Origin of the sequence: Hydrogenimonas thermophila (genome assembly GCF_900115615.1) — a bacterium.
Lineage (GTDB): Bacteria > Campylobacterota > Campylobacteria > Campylobacterales > Hydrogenimonadaceae > Hydrogenimonas > Hydrogenimonas thermophila.
Genome location: NZ_FOXB01000017.1, coordinates 26,723 through 43,142 on the forward strand (window position 1 = coordinate 26,723; position 16,420 = coordinate 43,142).

Genomic DNA, 16,420 nt, shown 5'->3' on the forward strand with positions numbered 1-16,420 from the left:
ACTAATCCATAATTACTAAAGCAAAATATGGAACAATATTAAAAATAATTATCAAAATTTTGTAGTATGATAAATATTGAAAATATCCTCTTGATACGTCATTTTCACCCAACTGAAATATTCTCATATGAATAGGTGCTATTTTACTTCTCCATAAAATTATGAACATTGAATAGAATAACAATACCCCTATATTGATTAAAGAGGACCAACCCAAAAACTCTCTTATTGTCTCTATACTCATAGCTTGCCTTTAAATAATAAATCTGTTTAAGTTTACCTACATACTTGTAAATTGACAACTCATTATTATATTAATTATAAATTTTTATATAACAAAGGTGAACCTTAATTAAATATAAAGTTATAAAATAGTGGATGCTTAATTTATGTTGATATGTTAAGATGACTGATAAATAAATTTTATATGGAGCATATTATGAAGATATTAGTAGTTTACTACTCAATGTATGGGCATATTCACCAAATGGCACAAGCTGTAGCTGAGGGGGCAAAAATGGTTGAAGGAGCAGAAGTGGAGTTGCGTCGTGTACCAGAGACACTCCCTACAGAGGTGTTAGAAAAGATGGGAGCCATAGAACCGCAAAAAGTATTTGCCCATATACCAATTTGCAGTTTGGAAGAGTTAGCATCTGCAGATGCAATAATTTTTGGTACACCTACAAGATTTGGAAATATGTGCGGACAGATGCGTCAATTTTTTGATTCAACAGGAGAGCTTTGGAAAGATGGAACGTTAGTAAGAAAAGTTGGAGGTGTTTTTACCAGTGCATCTACACAACACGGTGGTTTGGAGTCTACCATCCTTAGCTGTCACATTACTTTGCTACATCAAGGAATGATCATAGTAGGATTGCCCTACTCATTTCAAGGACAGATGGGGGTAGATAAAATTCGTGGCGGATCACCTTATGGAGCAAGTACTATTGCAGGAGCAGATAACTCTCGCATACCAGATGAAAATGAACTTGATGGTGCAAGATTTCAAGGCAGGCACATTGCTACAATAACATCAAAACTTGTACAATAGTTTTAGTATCACTTTTTCAAAAGTTTACGACATTTTTCTAGCGGATCGGATTCAATACGGATATTTTGGATATATACAAAATCTACTTCTATTCCGTACTGTTTATCGGCCAAGTTTACTATCATCTTTTTAAAATTTTCTTTTCCTTTTGCTGTTATAAGTACTTCAGCCAAAAAATTTCCAATAACTGTTTGAACAACATCCATAAGCTCTATTTGATGCTCTTCAAGATCACGCCCCTGCAGCACAATTGAAAGCTTTACATTTACATAAGAACTATCCTTTTTTGAAAGAATGGAAGTATCAATTTGATCAAATTTAAGAAGTGTTGCATAAAGAGATAGATTCATAAAGAGTAAGAAGAGGAGTTTTTTCATATTGAAGTCTTTAATAAAGTATGACCGGGCATATGCCCGGTCTATTAGTCTTAGCTAACCATATACTCAAGTGTCTCTTTGTCAACAAGGTGGAAGTTAAGATATTTATAAACATCTTCCTCCTTGCCAGAGATTGCTTGAGGTACGATATCAAGGTACTCTTCTTTAGTTGGAATGCGTCCAAGAATCGCACATACAGCTGCAAGCTCTGCACTACCAAGATAAACTTGTGCACCTTTACCAAGGCGGTTGTCAAAGTTACGTGTTGAAGTTGAGAATACAACTGCATTATCAGCAACACGTGCTTGGTTACCCATACATAGTGAACATCCAGGAATCTCAGTACGCGCACCTGCTGCACCATAAATTGCATAGTAACCCTCTTCGATAAGCTGTTTCTCATCCATTTTTGTAGGTGGAGTGATCCAAAGTCTTGTAGGAACTTGTCCTTTACCTTTTAGAACTTCACCAAGAGCACGGAATAAACCTATGTTTGTCATACAAGAGCCAACAAATACTTCATCGATCTTCTTAGCACGTTTTGGATCAGCAAGAACTTCACTAATTGTTGCAACATCATCTGGATCATTTGGACATGCAACAATTGGCTCAGTAATGTCGTTAAGATCAATTTCGATAACTGCAGCATACTCTGCATTCTCATCAGCTTCAAGAAGAACAGGGTTTTCTAGCCATTTTTTCATATTGTCGATTCGGCGCTGAATAGTTCGTTTATCTTCATAACCGTTATCAATCATAGCTTCAAGAAGCTTGATGTTTGAGTTGATGTACTCAATAACTGGCTCTTTATCAAGTTTTACAGTACAAGCTGCAGCACTTCTCTCTGCTGATGCATCAGAAAGCTCAAATGCCTGCTCACACTTAAGGAATGGAAGACCTTCAATCTCAAGAACGCGACCTGCGAAGATGTTTTTCTTACCTTTCTTCTCAACAGTCAACAATCCTTGCTTAATCGCATAGTAAGGAATTGCATTAACAAGGTCACGTAGTGTAATACCAGGCTGCAATTCACCTTTGAAGCGAACAAGAACAGACTCAGGCATATTTAGAGGCATTGTACCTGTAACTGCTGCGAATGCAACAAGACCAGAACCTGCAGGGAAACTAATACCGATTGGGAAACGTGTATGGCTGTCACCACCAGTACCAACTGTATCTGGAAGAACCATTCTGTTTAGCCAGCTGTGGATAACACCATCACCAGGTCGAAGGCTAACACCACCACGGCTTGTAATAAACTCAGGCAATGTGTGCTGTAGTTTAATATCTGCCGGTTTTGGATAAGCAGCTGTATGACAGAAAGACTGCATAACAAGATCAGCACCAAAGCTAAGCGCAGCAAGCTCTTTAATCTCATCACGAGTCATAGCACCTGTAGTATCTTGACTTCCAACTGTCTTAACTTCAGGCTCAACATACATACCTGGGCGAACACCCTCCATACCGCATGCTTGTCCAACCATTTTTTGTGCAAGTGTATAACCTACACCCTCTTTACCTTCTGGCTGTTCAGGGCGTGCAAAGATATTCTCTTCACCCATTCCAAGTGCTTCGCGAGCTTTTCTTGTTAAGTTACGTCCAATGATAAGTGGAATACGTCCACCTGCACGAACTTCATCTGGAAGTGTATTTGGCTTAAGTTTAAATTCACTTACAACTTCGCCATTTTTAAGGATTTTGCCTTCATAAGGCTTAACAGTGATAACATCACCAGTTTCAAGATTTTCTACTGGAGCTTCGATTGGAAGTGCACCAGAGTCTTCTGCTGTGTTAAAGAAGATAGGAGCAATAATACCACCAATAATAACACCGCCAGTACGCTTATTAGGAACACCAGGAATATCCTCACCAATATGCCACTGAACAGAGTTAATACCAGATTTACGAGAAGAACCAGTTCCTACAACGTCACCTACAAATGCAACTGGGTGACCTTTCTCTTTAAGTTTTTTGATAGTACCAAGTGGATCATCCATTTTAGCAACAAGCATACTGTTTGCATGCAAAGGAATATCACTTCTTGTAAATGCTTCACTTGCAGGAGAGAGATCGTCAGTATTTGTTTCACCAGGAACTTTAAATACTGTAACAGTAATCTCTTCAGGAAGTTCAGGTCGGCTTAGGAACCACTCAGCATTTGCCCAGCTCTCAAGAACCTCTTTTGCATATTTGTTGCCTTTGTCAGCAAGCTCTTTAACATCGTTAAATGCATCATAAACAAGCATAGTGTGTTTTAACTGATTAGCAGCCTCTTGTGCAACTTCAGCATCTTCATGTGCAAGAGCGTCAACAAGTGGCTTAACGTTAAATCCACCAAGCATCATACCAAGCATTTTAACTGCATTAACTGGAGAAATAGCAGCAGTTTTAGCTTTTCCTTGAACAATATCGTTTAAGAATGCAGCCTTAACATATGCAGCATCATCAACTCCCGGTGGAACACGATTTTGTAAAAGATCTAGAAGCTTTTCCTCTTCAACAATAGGAATCTCTTTTAGAAGCTCAATTACCTGTGCTGTCTGCTCTGCAGTAAGAGGAAGCGGAGGTACACCAAGTGCTTCACGCTCTTTTACATGCTTTTCATAATCGGCCATAAAACCCATTATTTCTCCTTCATTATTTTGGTTTAGATAATTTTATCAGAATGGAGATGGGTCAGTGCAGTTTTGTAACATATTGTAACACTAAAATTATACCTATGTGTAAAATTGTAACTTTATTTTAAAAGTTAAATCAAATCAACCAATAATTTCACGATGCCCTTTTGCATTAGGAGCAGAAATGATTCCCATACTCTCTAGTTGCTCTATTATTCTTGCGGCACGGTTATAACCAATCTGCAAACGACGCTGAAGATAGCTGATACTTGTCTTTTTATCATTTAAGACAATCTGTTTTGCTTCCTCAAAAAGTGGATCAATATCATCAACAGTACCAACACTACCTGTTGATTCCGTTTCACTATCACCTTCAATTAAAAAATGCTCATCATATTCAACAGGTCGTTGAGCTTTTAGATACTCAACAATGTTTTCAATCTCCTCTTCACTACTCCAAGGGGCATGCAAACGAATCAACCCTCCTCCACCAGGAGGTGTAAAGAGCATATCACCTCTTCCAAGAAGTGACTCAGCGCCAATTGAATCTAAAATAACTTTAGAGTCAATTTTTTGCCCTACTCTATAACTTATACGTGAAGGAAGATTTGCTTTAATAAGTCCAGTAACAACATCAACACTTGGTCTTTGCGTTGCTACAATAAGATGAATTCCGCTTGCACGAGCCATTTGAGCTAGCCTTGCAATAGAAAACTCTACATCTTTACCACCTGTCATCATCAAATCAGCTAACTCATCGATAACAACTACAATATATGGTAATTGGTCTCGATTCTCTTTTTTAGCCTTTTCATTATATGTTTCAATATTTTTTGTTCTAGTTTGACTCATAAGCTGGTAGCGACGCTCCATCTCTCCAACCATATTTGACAGAGCAGTTATCGCCTTTTTAGGCTGTGTAATTACAGGGGTCAAAAGGTGAGGAATATCATTATAGATAGAAAACTCCAGCATCTTTGGGTCTATCATCATAAGACGCAACTGATCTGGAGAGTTTCTATAAAGAAGACTCAAAATCATTGCATTTATTCCAACACTTTTTCCGCTACCCGTAGTTCCTGCTATCAATAAATGTGGTAATTTTTTCAAATCTGTTACAAAAGGCTTACCAACAATATCTTTACCCAATGCAATTGTTAGAGGTGACTTTGACTTTTTAAAAATATTATCCTCTAAAATCTCTCTTAAATAGATTGTTTCAACCTCTTTGTTAGGTATCTCTATTCCAACTACATCTTTACCGGGAACTGGTGCTTGAATTCTGATAGTTTGAGCTTTTAGTGCCATTGCAAGGTCATCTTGCAAATTTAAAATTTTTGAAACCTTAATATGAGCAGCAGGTTTAAACTCAAATGTAGTTACGACCGGTCCTGCATATGTACGTACAACATCACCCTCTATCTTAAACTTGATAAGTTTTTCCAACAAATCACTTATCTTTGCATCTATTTCTGCTTCATTTACTTCATTGGTTCGTTTTGGAGGTTTTTGTAAAAAGTCTAATTTTGGTAGTTTGAAATTTTTAGGCTTCTCCTGTTCACCAATATCAATCTGTTCAAGCAGTTTTTTATTCTCTTCAATTTCTTGAACAATCTCTATAGATGCGTGTTCTTTCTTATCATTTTTCTTATTATCTTTTTTGTCAATTGTATTATCTATTGCATTATCTATTTCAGGTACAATCGTCTCTTCTTCTTCCAAATCTACTGTTTCTTCTACAATCTTATCTTCTTCTATAACTTTTTTATCAATATCTGCAACTACTTTTATTTCAGGTTCTTCAATCTCTATATCTTCTTCAATTTCTACTGTCTCTTCTTTAATTTTTCTATTTTTTATCTCCTCTTTTGCAGGCTTTGGTACTTTTATAATTGAAGGCGTACTACTGCTTATTTTTATTCTCTTTAGATTGGAAAGTTTATCTAAAATATTATCTCCCCATAAAATGATAGCCGATAATGTTATAGTCATCAACCAAAAGAGCCATACTCCTGCAATACCAACAAAAGGATGTAAAAAACTTACAATACTTTCACCTATCCACCCATTTTGAGGTTTATCAACTACAAGAGCTTGCAATATAAGGAGAGAAAAAATAAAGAGTACCCAAGCAGAAAATCTCTCAAAGTCAAACTCTTTAAAACTTTTTAACTTATGCAGTTTGTAAAGAGCTATAGTAAGAAAAATAAAATCAACATAACCCAAGTACCCAAAAAGTCTTAGATTATGTGTACCAATATAGGTACCAAATGTGCCAACTATTCCACTTTGAGGAAAAACAGTCGAAATTGCCCCATAAATTAAACATATTGCTACTGTAATTAAAAAAGCTGTCCTAAAAATTGTTAATTCCTTCTTACAAAAATTTAGAGTGTAATTATACGATTATTTCATATAATTGACCAGCGATAAGCTATTTATTTTTGTAATTGTAGAATAGAGTGCCTGAAAATTAAGTGTTAATTGATTTAATCTCATTGAAGCCTCTCCTATATCTGTATCTAAAATATCAGATCTAAGAGTTTGAACATTAATTTTCAATGTTTCATTTCTCTCTACAGCATATCCCAATCTGTTAGACATTGCTCCTATCTTTGTATGCTCTTTAGTAAAATGATTTAAAACATGATCAATTTTTTCTAATGATCCCTCTATACCAATATTTCTAGAACTTACAATATCAGTTCCATCTGGTCTGAATCTTCCTAAACGTACTGCTTCTATGGCTTCATCTAATGAAGCAAAAAAATCGTGTTTAGGATCATCTATAGTTAATGAATTATTTGATTGAAAAGTAAAAAGACTGCTTGTATATTTGCCATCAGCATCAGGAGTATAATCATAACTATTACTGTCAAATAGTGAAATTCTCATATTCGTATCAGCTTTGGTTTTATCTTCTATTACAATTCTACCTTTATCATCCAAACGTGTATCTACACTTTTTCTAGCACTATCCACAGCATCTGTATATGTATATGGTGGAGTAGTAGTATAATCTATATCATTATATTTACCAGCCATAACTACAGATACAACATCTGTTAACTGTTTCATAGTGAATTGATGAATATCATTTACACTATCTTCAACTGTATCAGTACCATCTGCATTTTTAACTGTAAAAGTTTTATCCCAAGTTCCATCTTTATCTGTATCAACTCTTACTTTTATCTTTCCGCCATCTGCACTATCTCTAAAGATATTAGCTGCTACATTATTGCCATCTTTATCTGTTAAATCCATATCTAAAGATAAATTATCAATATCACTTCCAGCAGATACATCTACAAGTTTGGTTGAGTCAACAGCATAGCTGTTATCTGCTTTTACTATTTGTGAAACACTTGACAAAAGCATATTTGCACTCTTGGTAAAGTCATTACTCTCAACTGTTACTTCACTTCTAAGCCCATCAATAGCACTGCCTCCGCCATTAACATCATTCATTGTTGAAAAACTGTCAATAAAAAAGTTATCTCCATTATTTCCACTGCTGTCAACCAACTCTATACGACCTTGTTCATTTAAAACAGCATCTACCCCAAATGTAGTGTTGAGTTTATTTAATAGATCCTGCATTGTTGCAGTATCATCTATATTAATAAAACCATTTACATTGTTTCCATTTACATCTTTTCCACTAAATGATATACTTTTTACATCATCATTGTTTGAGCCATCATTGTCTGAAGGAAATATATCTTTAAGTTTTGTATTTAAGTCTGCCTGCTTTTGAGAATTTTTATCTAAAAAGAGAGTATTTAGTATGAAACTGTTAGTAACATCTGTATTTCTACTGCTTGCAATTGTAGAGAGTGCAAAATCTGGTGCTCTTTCACCTGAATTAAAAAACATTACATGTGCATCTGGATCTTGTAAAGTCTCTCTAATATCAGTTACTTTTTTATCAGAAGCAACCATTGAAAAATCAAGCATACTACTGCCACTTTGTTTATCTTGTATCTCTATTCTTCCATTATTCAACGTAACATTTACTACTTTGTTTGTAGGTGTATTGCCATAAATATTTCCTATTTTTTCTAATAACTCATCTACTTTTATATCTTTGTCAAACTCCATAATATCTTTAAAACTTTTACCGTTTGAATCTTTTCCAGTTACATAAAAGTAGATTTTATTATCGTTACTGACATCCCCTTCCCATCCAGTCATCTCTTCAAGAGTATTTTCTGTAGTAATGTACTCTGGAGTATCTGGACGAACATCTGTCAACCCTAACTCTTTTTTATCATAATCAATTTTTTTATAAAGTGGTACATTTGTTGTAACAGTTCTGTGGTAGTTGTTGTCTTCACCAAAAAATAGTTCTGTTCCTGGAATGTTGTATGGAACTTCAACATTTGCACCAACTACAGCTTTTAATGTTTTATCATTACCATAATAGTTTCCATTTGCATCAATCGGTTTAACATCAGTAGCACTGCCTGAAAATAGATAGCGTCCATTTATAGAGGTGTTTCCAAGATTTATCATATTATCTTTTAAAGATTCCAACTCATTACTAATGGCATAAAAGTTATTATCATCATTTGTGCCATTAGCTGCTTGAACCAAGAGGGTTTTAAAGCGTGTAAGCGCATCTGTAAACTGAAACATAACACTATCTGTGTTATTTGCAAAATTTTGTGCATCAGTAGCTACATTTACAACTTGATTGAGTGAATGCTCTTCATAGTCAAGTCTTAATGTATCTGCAAAAACTGAAGTGTCTTCATAGCCATATTTTATTTTCAGTCCCGATGATATTTGTCTGTTTACTGTATTAAGTTCAGTTTTAAAATTTTGCTGATCATAAATAAAACTATTATAAAAATTATTTTGAGTTACACGCATCTTACACCTCTTTCTCTCTATTTACAAAGATACTCAAAAACCTACAAGCAAATTTAGTTCCATTTAGTAGTAATATCGGTATTAACGAGATTTAGTTTAATTTTTATATAAATTTTCTTGCAATTTGAAATAAAACATTGTACAATGAGCGCATAAATCTCTTATAAGGATAGCCATATGAAAAAAGCTGAATTCGTTCAAGCAGTTGCGGAAAAAGCGGGCTTGTCAAAAAAAGATACTGAAGCAGTCATTGATGCAGCTTTAGAAACAATAACAGAAGCTCTTGCAGATGGAAAAAGTGTAAGTTTCATTGGTTTTGGTACATTCAGTACGGCTGAACGTGCTGCTAGAAAAGCGAAAGTACCGGGCACTGATCGTGTAGTTGATGTTCCTGCAACACGTGCTGTTAAGTTCAAAGTTGGAAAAAATCTTAAAGACGCAGTTGCTAAATAATCTGAATTTTTTAATAAATGCCGATGTTTAATCGGCATTTAAGTATAAAATCTATAAAATTTCGCTCGTGATTATTAAGGGTGCCAGTAGCCGGGGTGGTGAAACTGGTAGACACGCCAGACTCAAAATCTGGTGGGCATTAGCCCGTGCCGGTTCGAGTCCGGCCCTCGGTACCATTCATAATAATGAGATTCTACAATGCGGGAGTAGCTCAGTGGTAGAGCACAACCTTGCCAAGGTTGGGGTCGCGGGTTCGACCCCCGTCTCCCGCTCCATCTTCATATTTTTTTTACTTCTTCTTTTTTTTACAAACTCTTTTGCTAAACAGTTTGAATTAAAATCATATTATACTTTTGAATCTTCTTGTATAACACTAAGTACTTTAGGAGTGTATGATTCAAACAATTCTTGCATTATAAAACTATCTAACAGTAGAAACAGATGGGAAATTCCAAGCTTTAAACTGATTAATGCTTTAAATAAAATTGGAATTTCTGTTAAACGTCCATCATCTAGCACAATTATATTTGAAAAAAAAATACACCTTGATCTTTCATCTCTAAAAAAAGAGTTGAAAAAGTTATATTTACAAAAGTACCATACTATGCAAATAAAAAATATATCTATATTTCCAACAAGCCATAACACTGAAAACTTTATTTTTGATCCTTCAAAGTGTTCTATTAACTTATCAAGAGCAATGCTGAAAAGAAATAGAGGAACATTTGTTGTTAAATGCAACAAAAAAAGCTACTTTTTTAAATTTTATATAGATGCCACTATTGATGTTTATAAAGCGAATCATCAAATAAAAAAAGATAAAATAATAGATTCAAAAGCTATAAGAAAAGAGAGAATTATTTTTAAAACCATCTACTCTCTTCCAATATACAACTTGGAAGAAAAAGAGATCATGGCAAAGCAAAATATTGCACAAGACAAGATTATAACTTCATCTATGGTAGTACCAGTCCCAGCTGTAAAAAAACATGAAACAGTAAACTGTTTTATTCAAGATGGTGCCGTGCATATTGAGTTTAATGCTGAAGCTATGCAAAATGGATATATAGGCGATGAAATAGTTTTAAAAAGAGAAGATGGACGAACCATAAAAGGTGTAGTTTTGAGAAAAAATTTGGTTGAAATCAAATGAGATTAGTTGTTGCTATAACAGGTGCAAGCGGTGCACATCTTGGAATGAAAATATTAGATCTTTTACCTAAAAGTATTACTCCCTATCTAATAGTCTCAGAACACGCAAAAGAAGTTTTAAAACATGAGCCTGTGCATATGTATGACAATAAAGATATATCTGCTCCAATAGCATCAGGCTCTTTTCCGAGTGATGCTATGATTATTGCACCTTGCAGTATGAATACACTTGCCAAAATCTCTTGCGGTATTGCTGATAACCTGGTTACACGCACTGCATCTGTAATGATTAAAGAGCAAAGACCATTGCTACTAGCACCAAGAGAGATGCCTCTTAGTGCAATAGCATTAGAAAATATGCTTAAACTTTCACGTATTGGCATCACCATAGCGCCTCCAATTTTAGGGTATTACAGTGAACAAAATAGCCTAGATGAAATGGAAAACTTCATTATAGGAAAATGGTTTGACCTACTTGGTATAGAACACAATCTTTATAAACGTTGGAAAATAGAGGAAGCAGATCTTGAAAATTAAAAGAGCAATCTATCCAGGAACATTTGATCCTATTACAAATGGTCATATGGATATTATTAAAAGAGCAGCTAATCTGTTTGATGAAATTATTGTCGCCGTTGCAAAGTCAAATGAAAAAGGACCAATGTTTTCACACAAACAGCGCATTGAAATGGCAAAAGTTGCTTGTGAATCTATTGATAATGTCAAGGTTAAAGGTTTTTCAAACCTTTTAGTTGAGTTTTGCCATCAAATGGATGCAAAGATCATTATTCGCGGTTTACGTTCATTTAGTGATTTTGAGTATGAACTGCAAATGGGCTATGCCAATACATCACTGTCTTCAGAAATAGAGACAATTTACCTTATGACAAGCCTTGAGCACTCTTTTATAAGCTCTTCCATAGTACGTTCCATACTCAAGCATAACTCATCTTGTGCACATTTAGTACCACCACAAGTAAATAAAATCATCATAGAAGAGTCAAAATAATGTATATAGTTTTTGAAGGAATTGATACCGTAGGAAAAAGTACGCAAATTGAACGTATTGCAAAAAACTTTCCAGATGCTATAGTTACAAAAGAGCCAGGAGGCACTCCTCTTGGTAAGAAGATTAGAAAGATTGTGCTTGATGAGGGAGGTATTCAGCCAAGAAGCGAAATATTGCTATTTCTTGCAGACAGAGCTGAACATACAGAAAGTCTGATCCGCCCAAATCTTGACAAAATGATTTTAAGTGACCGTTCATTTATTTCAGGCATAGCTTATGCTCATGTACATGAAAAAATAGAGATTGAAAAACTGTTAGAGTTAAATAGATTTGCGACTGACTCAATTTTTCCAGATCGCATAGTTCTGTTTACCATAGATGAAACAACACTAAAATCACGACTAGGCTCTAAAACAAGTGATGCAATAGAGGTTAGAGGAATTGATTATATGATGCAGGTACAACAAACAATGATCGATATTGTAGATTCTCTTGGCATTGATCATATTAAAATTGATGCGAAGTTGCCAATAGATGAAATAACCCAAAAAATTATAAACTATATCAAGCAAGGATAAAGAAATCATGATTCAAGCATTAAGAGGAATGAAAGATATTTTATCACCTGATAATGAGCGGTTTGAATTTATCATAGAGACTGCAAGTCGTATTGCAAAACGGTATGGGTATCAATATATTGAAACACCTCTTTTAGAAGAGACTGCCCTATTTAAAAGAAGTGTTGGTGAAAGTAGTGATATTGTCGGAAAAGAGATGTATCAATTTATTGACAAAGGTGGTCATGATGTCTGTTTGCGTCCAGAAGGAACTGCCGGTGTAGTAAGAGCTTTTATTCAAAATAAACTCGATAAAAAAGGCGGTATCAACAGATTTTTCTACTATGGACCAATGTTTCGATATGAGCGTCCTCAAAAAGGTAGACTGCGTGAATTTCACCAGTTTGGATGCGAAAGTTTTGGTGAAACAAGTGTTTATGAAGACTTTACAATCATTTTAATGATCAAAGATATTTTTGATGCACTAGGCATTGGATACAGAATAAAAATAAACTCTCTTGGGTGTCCTGAGTGTATGCCAGGGTATCGTAAAAACCTTATTAAACATTTGCAAGATATACAAGATGGTTTATGCGAAGATTGCCAAAGACGAATTGAGACAAATCCTATTCGCGTGCTTGATTGTAAAGTTGAAGCTTGCCAAAATCTCTTAAAAGAGTCACCTGTTATTGTAGAGAATCTGTGTGAGGAGTGTGACAGCGACTTTAACAAACTTATAGAAATGCTAAAATCGCATAACTTGCCTTTTGAACTAGACTCAAAACTTGTTCGTGGGCTTGACTACTATACACGCACAGCATTTGAGTTTGTAAGCGATGAGATAGGAGCGCAAAGCGCTATTGCTGGTGGTGGACGTTACAACCGACTGGTTGAGTTTTTAGATGGAAAACCTACACCAGCAGTCGGTTTTGCATTGGGAATAGAGAGAATTATAGAGCTTGTTAAAATGCCTGAAGCTAAAAGAGATGGACTCTATCTGGGTATTATGGAGCCTGAAGCTATAAATACTATACTTGAACTCGCTCATATTCAGCGCCAAAACCAAAAGGTATATACTGAGTACAATAAAAAGTCACTCAAAGCTCACCTAAAAGCTGCTGACAGACTGGGTGTTAAGAAGTGTGCTATTATTGGAGAAGATGAGCTTAAAGCAGGTGAAATATGGGTAAAAGATCTTGAGACAAAAGAGGAGAAACGTATTGCCATCAACCAGTTTAACTGATCCAAAAAAGAGCTATGGAATCCACGTTTGGGGAGAAGGAAACTTTATTGTTGAAGATGGCGTAGTTAAAGTAAACTATGGAAACAAACCATCTTTAATTGATCTAACTAAAGGTATGCGTGAAAAGGGATATAAAGGACCTCTTCTATTCCGTTTTCCGCACCTTGCAGCACAAAATGTTCGTACTCTCTTTAAACATTTTGAAAGAGCAAAAAAAGAGTTTAACTACAAAGGCAAATTTAAAGCCGTATTTCCACTAAAGGTAAATCAATTCCCCGGATTTGTCATACCTTTAATGGAAGCTACAAAAGATTTAGAGTATGGTCTTGAAGCCGGTAGTAAAGCTGAGTTAATCTTAGCTATGAGCTATACAAATTTAGGCAAACCAATTACAGTAAACGGCTTTAAAGATAGAGAGATGATAAGTATGGGCTTTTTAGCCGCTAAAATGGGTCATAACATTACTCTGACAATTGAGGGGATCAATGAACTAGAACTTATCATAAAAGAGGCAAAACGTTTAGGCTCCCCTACTCCAAAGATAGGACTTCGCATACGTCTTCATACTGGAGGAATTGGCATATGGGCTAAAAGTGGTGGCTACAGTTCAAAGTTTGGACTAACATCTACTGAACTGCTTGAAGCAATGGATCTGCTAAAAGAGCATAAACTTACAGATAGACTCTCTATGATCCACTTTCATATAGGTTCACAAATGAACCATATCTCTCCGCTGAAAAAGGCTATTAGAGAGGCTGGTAACATCTACGCAGAGCTAAGAAAAATGGGGGCTGACAACCTTCATGCCATCAATATTGGTGGTGGATTGGCAGTTGAATATAGTCAACAAGAGGGACAATCTAGCAGAAACTATACTCTTGAAGAGTTTACAAATGATGTTGTCTTTTTGCTTAAAGAGATTGCAAATGCAAAAGATGTACAAGAACCTACAATTTTTACAGAATCTGGACGATATGTAGCCGCCAACCACGCTGTTTTAGTTGCACCGGTTCTAGAACTTTTTAGCCAAGAGTATAGTGAAGAGATTTTACGTTTAAAAGAGAAAAATCCACCTTTGGTACAAGAGCTTTATGACCTGTATAGATCGATCTCAACCAAAAATGCCAGAGAGTATCTTCACGATGCACTGGATCATATGGAGTCTCTTTTAACTCTATTTGACTTAGGCTATATTGACCTAACAGATAGAGCCAATACAGAAACTTTGGTACATCTCATCATTAAAAAAGCACTTGATCTTTTACGTAACAAACCATCAAAAGAGATCAAAGCAATCTTAGATCGTGTTCAAGAGAGATACCTTGTAAACTTCTCACTTTTTCAGTCACTTCCAGACTACTGGGGACTTGGACAAAACTTTCCAGTTATGCCACTAGATAGACTAGATCAAGCACCTACAAGGTCAGCAAGCCTTTGGGACATTACCTGTGACAGTGATGGAGAGATTGCCTTTAACCTAGACAACCCACTCTACCTACACGATGTAGATGTTGAAAATGAAGAGTATTTTCTTGGATTTTTTAAAGTCGGAGCATATCAAGAGATTCTTGGAATGAGACATAACCTTTTTACACATCCAACAGAAGCAACTGTAGCTTTTGATGAAGATGGCAACTATACTATAAGTGAAATTACAGAAGCACAAAATATTCTTGATGTACTAGATGACATAGACTATGATACTAAAGAGATAGAGCGTCGAATTAGAAAGTTGTTAGAAGAGTCAAACACTATTGCTGAAGATGAGAAAAAAGAGATACTTGGAGAACTTTACCTCTACTTAAGTGAAAATGGTTATCTTAGAACCATTAATTTTTCAGAAGGAGGCTAAAGTTGCCATCTCTCTTTCGGCTAATAATGGAAGATATAAACAGTGTCTATAAAAATGACCCTGCAATACACTCTCGCATAGAGATTTTCTTTAACTATCCGGGTGTATGGGCTATTGCAAACTATCGTATAGCAAATTGGCTATATAAAAAAGGTTTTCGTCTAATTGCAAGAATGTGGATGGGAATATCTCAAATCTTTACCAACATAGACATTCACCCTGCCGCAACTATTGGTAGAAGAGTTTTCATAGATCACGGCATCGGTGTTGTAATTGGTGAAACTGCTATTATAGGTGATGATGTTACTATATATCAAGGGGTTACTCTTGGTGGTGTTTCACTAAGCTCTGGAAAACGTCACCCTACAATTGAAAGCGGTGTAGTTATAGGTGCAGGAGCAAAAGTACTTGGAAACATTACTATTGGATACAACAGTAAAATAGGTGCAAACTCTGTTGTCATAAAATCTGTACCACCAGAATCAACAGCAGTTGGAATACCTGCCCGTGTAGTAACAAAAGGACGAGACAAAAGTCCTCTAAGCCACAACAAGCTTCCAGATATAAACAAAGAGCTGTTTGAGTATCTTCTAAAACGTGTAGCCGTCATTGAGCATATTTTAGCCCCAGAGCATAAAGAGTTACTAGAAGAAGATCAAAAACTTGATGAGATATACCAAGCATTCCTCAAATCTATGAAGTAGTACGACACAATGTTGTCATCCATATAAACTAAAATTCCTCTATCACACTAGATAGAGGAGAAAAGATGGCTTCAGTTAAAAATATTAGACGTAGAAAATCCAACAACAGAATTGGAAACCTATCTTCATTAATTGAAGTAGAAGAGTTAGCAAGTGTAAGATATCTTGTCTCTCATATTATTAAAACATTCAACCTTGAAACGAAAGTAGTAACTGAACACGGCTTTAACAGAGACTCCATTGCAGAAATTCTTGAATTGAGCCATCTAGAAGATAAATGCTATGAAAACAGAACTGAAGTCATTATCTCTCTTAAAAAGAGATGCAATGAAATTTTAAGTGAGTATGAGCATATTTTCTACCCTCGTATAATACATTTATAGAAATAATTTAGAGATTTTCATCCAAAAAGGATTGAAAAATTAACTCTAAATTATTACTATCAAGAATGAAGAAATTAGACTTCAGATCTTTAACTTAATCACAGTCTAACCAAAGAGCTAAAAAGTCTTTTTATACCCCCTGT

General features: G+C 35.3%; 15 protein-coding genes and 2 tRNA genes. 12 read left to right on the forward strand and 5 right to left on the reverse strand.

The features are described from left to right. Position 1: 1 nt before the first annotated feature. A complete protein-coding gene (locus tag BM227_RS13340) occupies positions 2-244 on the reverse strand; it encodes a DUF6868 family protein (RefSeq protein ID WP_092912401.1) in 243 nt (80 codons plus the stop codon). 195 nt (positions 245-439) lie between these two features. Here BM227_RS13340 and wrbA point away from each other — a divergent pair, with 195 nt between their 5' ends. Then, positions 440-1,051 (forward strand): NAD(P)H:quinone oxidoreductase, encoded by a 612-nt coding sequence (gene wrbA / locus BM227_RS06785; protein WP_092912403.1) that lies wholly within the window; start codon positions 440-442, stop codon positions 1,049-1,051. Between the two features lie 8 nt (positions 1,052-1,059). On the opposite strand, the gene BM227_RS06790 is transcribed toward wrbA, so the two are convergent. From BM227_RS06790 to BM227_RS06805, 4 genes are all read right to left on the reverse strand, one after another. Continuing rightward, positions 1,060-1,428: a hypothetical protein gene (locus BM227_RS06790; protein ID WP_092912404.1), complete on the reverse strand. Its 369-nt coding sequence runs from the start codon at positions 1,426-1,428 to the stop codon at positions 1,060-1,062. Positions 1,429-1,478: 50 nt separating this feature from the next. Beyond that, positions 1,479-4,052 (reverse strand): bifunctional aconitate hydratase 2/2-methylisocitrate dehydratase, encoded by a 2,574-nt coding sequence (gene acnB, locus BM227_RS06795; protein ID WP_092912406.1) that lies wholly within the window; start codon positions 4,050-4,052, stop codon positions 1,479-1,481. 135 nt (positions 4,053-4,187) lie between these two features. Continuing rightward, positions 4,188-6,377 carry an FtsK/SpoIIIE family DNA translocase gene (locus tag BM227_RS06800; protein ID WP_425431717.1) on the reverse strand — a complete coding sequence of 730 codons (2,190 nt, stop codon included), beginning with the start codon at positions 6,375-6,377 and terminating at the stop codon, positions 4,188-4,190. Positions 6,378-6,452: 75 nt separating this feature from the next. Continuing rightward, positions 6,453-8,924 (reverse strand): flagellin N-terminal helical domain-containing protein, encoded by a 2,472-nt coding sequence (locus tag BM227_RS06805; RefSeq protein ID WP_092912409.1) that lies wholly within the window; start codon positions 8,922-8,924, stop codon positions 6,453-6,455. Positions 8,925-9,101: 177 nt separating this feature from the next. On the opposite strand from BM227_RS06805, the gene BM227_RS06810 reads away from it, so the two are divergent. The 11 genes from BM227_RS06810 to BM227_RS06865 all read left to right on the forward strand — a co-directional run bounded on the left by BM227_RS06810 (position 9,102) and on the right by BM227_RS06865 (position 16,277). Further along, the gene (locus tag BM227_RS06810) at positions 9,102-9,377 is read left to right on the forward strand and encodes an HU family DNA-binding protein (RefSeq protein WP_092912411.1); all 276 of its coding nucleotides are present in this window, start codon (positions 9,102-9,104) and stop codon (positions 9,375-9,377) included. Between the two features lie 89 nt (positions 9,378-9,466). After that, positions 9,467-9,553, forward strand: a tRNA-Leu gene (locus BM227_RS06815). Positions 9,554-9,577: 24 nt separating this feature from the next. Then, positions 9,578-9,652, forward strand: a tRNA-Gly gene (locus BM227_RS06820). A gap of 113 nt (positions 9,653-9,765) precedes the next feature. After that, positions 9,766-10,530, forward strand: a complete 765-nt coding sequence (gene flgA, locus BM227_RS06830; protein ID WP_143089710.1) for a flagellar basal body P-ring formation chaperone FlgA — start codon at positions 9,766-9,768, stop codon at positions 10,528-10,530. Beyond that, entirely contained in the window at positions 10,527-11,066 is a 540-nt protein-coding gene (locus BM227_RS06835; RefSeq protein ID WP_092912416.1) for a UbiX family flavin prenyltransferase, read from the forward strand. Before flgA ends, BM227_RS06835 begins: the two co-directional genes overlap by 4 nt. Next, complete coding sequence (coaD, locus tag BM227_RS06840) at positions 11,053-11,538, forward strand: pantetheine-phosphate adenylyltransferase (RefSeq protein ID WP_281244309.1); 486 nt, start codon at positions 11,053-11,055, stop codon at positions 11,536-11,538. Before BM227_RS06835 ends, coaD begins: the two co-directional genes overlap by 14 nt. Then, positions 11,538-12,116, forward strand: coding sequence for a dTMP kinase (tmk, locus tag BM227_RS06845; protein ID WP_092912417.1), 579 nt, complete (start codon positions 11,538-11,540; stop codon positions 12,114-12,116). Before coaD ends, tmk begins: the two co-directional genes overlap by 1 nt. A 7-nt stretch (positions 12,117-12,123) precedes the next feature. Then, a complete protein-coding gene (gene hisS / locus BM227_RS06850) occupies positions 12,124-13,338 on the forward strand; it encodes a histidine--tRNA ligase (protein WP_092912419.1) in 1,215 nt (404 codons plus the stop codon). Then, positions 13,316-15,190, forward strand: coding sequence for a biosynthetic arginine decarboxylase (speA, locus tag BM227_RS06855; RefSeq protein WP_092912421.1), 1,875 nt, complete (start codon positions 13,316-13,318; stop codon positions 15,188-15,190). Before hisS ends, speA begins: the two co-directional genes overlap by 23 nt. Positions 15,191-15,216: 26 nt before the next feature. Further along, positions 15,217-15,894: a serine O-acetyltransferase gene (cysE, locus tag BM227_RS06860; RefSeq protein WP_092912423.1), complete on the forward strand. Its 678-nt coding sequence runs from the start codon at positions 15,217-15,219 to the stop codon at positions 15,892-15,894. Between the two features lie 65 nt (positions 15,895-15,959). Continuing rightward, positions 15,960-16,277 (forward strand): hypothetical protein, encoded by a 318-nt coding sequence (locus BM227_RS06865; RefSeq protein ID WP_092912425.1) that lies wholly within the window; start codon positions 15,960-15,962, stop codon positions 16,275-16,277. The last annotated feature ends 143 nt before the right edge of the window (positions 16,278-16,420 follow it).

Excerpts from the sequence above, each read along its gene's own strand:
- BM227_RS06790 (WP_092912404.1), bottom strand. The coding sequence starts at position 1,428 with ATGAAAAAACTCCTCTTCTTACTCTTTATGAATCTATCTCTTTATGCA.
- BM227_RS06810 (WP_092912411.1), top strand. The coding sequence starts at position 9,102 with ATGAAAAAAGCTGAATTCGTTCAAGCAGTTGCGGAAAAAGCGGGCTTG.
- BM227_RS06835 (WP_092912416.1), top strand. The coding sequence starts at position 10,527 with ATGAGATTAGTTGTTGCTATAACAGGTGCAAGCGGTGCACATCTTGGA.
- wrbA (WP_092912403.1), top strand. The coding sequence starts at position 440 with ATGAAGATATTAGTAGTTTACTACTCAATGTATGGGCATATTCACCAA.
- acnB (WP_092912406.1), bottom strand. The coding sequence starts at position 4,052 with ATGGGTTTTATGGCCGATTATGAAAAGCATGTAAAAGAGCGTGAAGCA.
- cysE (WP_092912423.1), top strand. The coding sequence starts at position 15,217 with ATGGAAGATATAAACAGTGTCTATAAAAATGACCCTGCAATACACTCT.
- BM227_RS06805 (WP_092912409.1), bottom strand. The coding sequence starts at position 8,924 with ATGCGTGTAACTCAAAATAATTTTTATAATAGTTTTATTTATGATCAG.
- BM227_RS06865 (WP_092912425.1), top strand. The coding sequence starts at position 15,960 with ATGGCTTCAGTTAAAAATATTAGACGTAGAAAATCCAACAACAGAATT.
- BM227_RS13340 (WP_092912401.1), bottom strand. The coding sequence starts at position 244 with ATGAGTATAGAGACAATAAGAGAGTTTTTGGGTTGGTCCTCTTTAATC.
- hisS (WP_092912419.1), top strand. The coding sequence starts at position 12,124 with ATGATTCAAGCATTAAGAGGAATGAAAGATATTTTATCACCTGATAAT.
- tmk (WP_092912417.1), top strand. The coding sequence starts at position 11,538 with ATGTATATAGTTTTTGAAGGAATTGATACCGTAGGAAAAAGTACGCAA.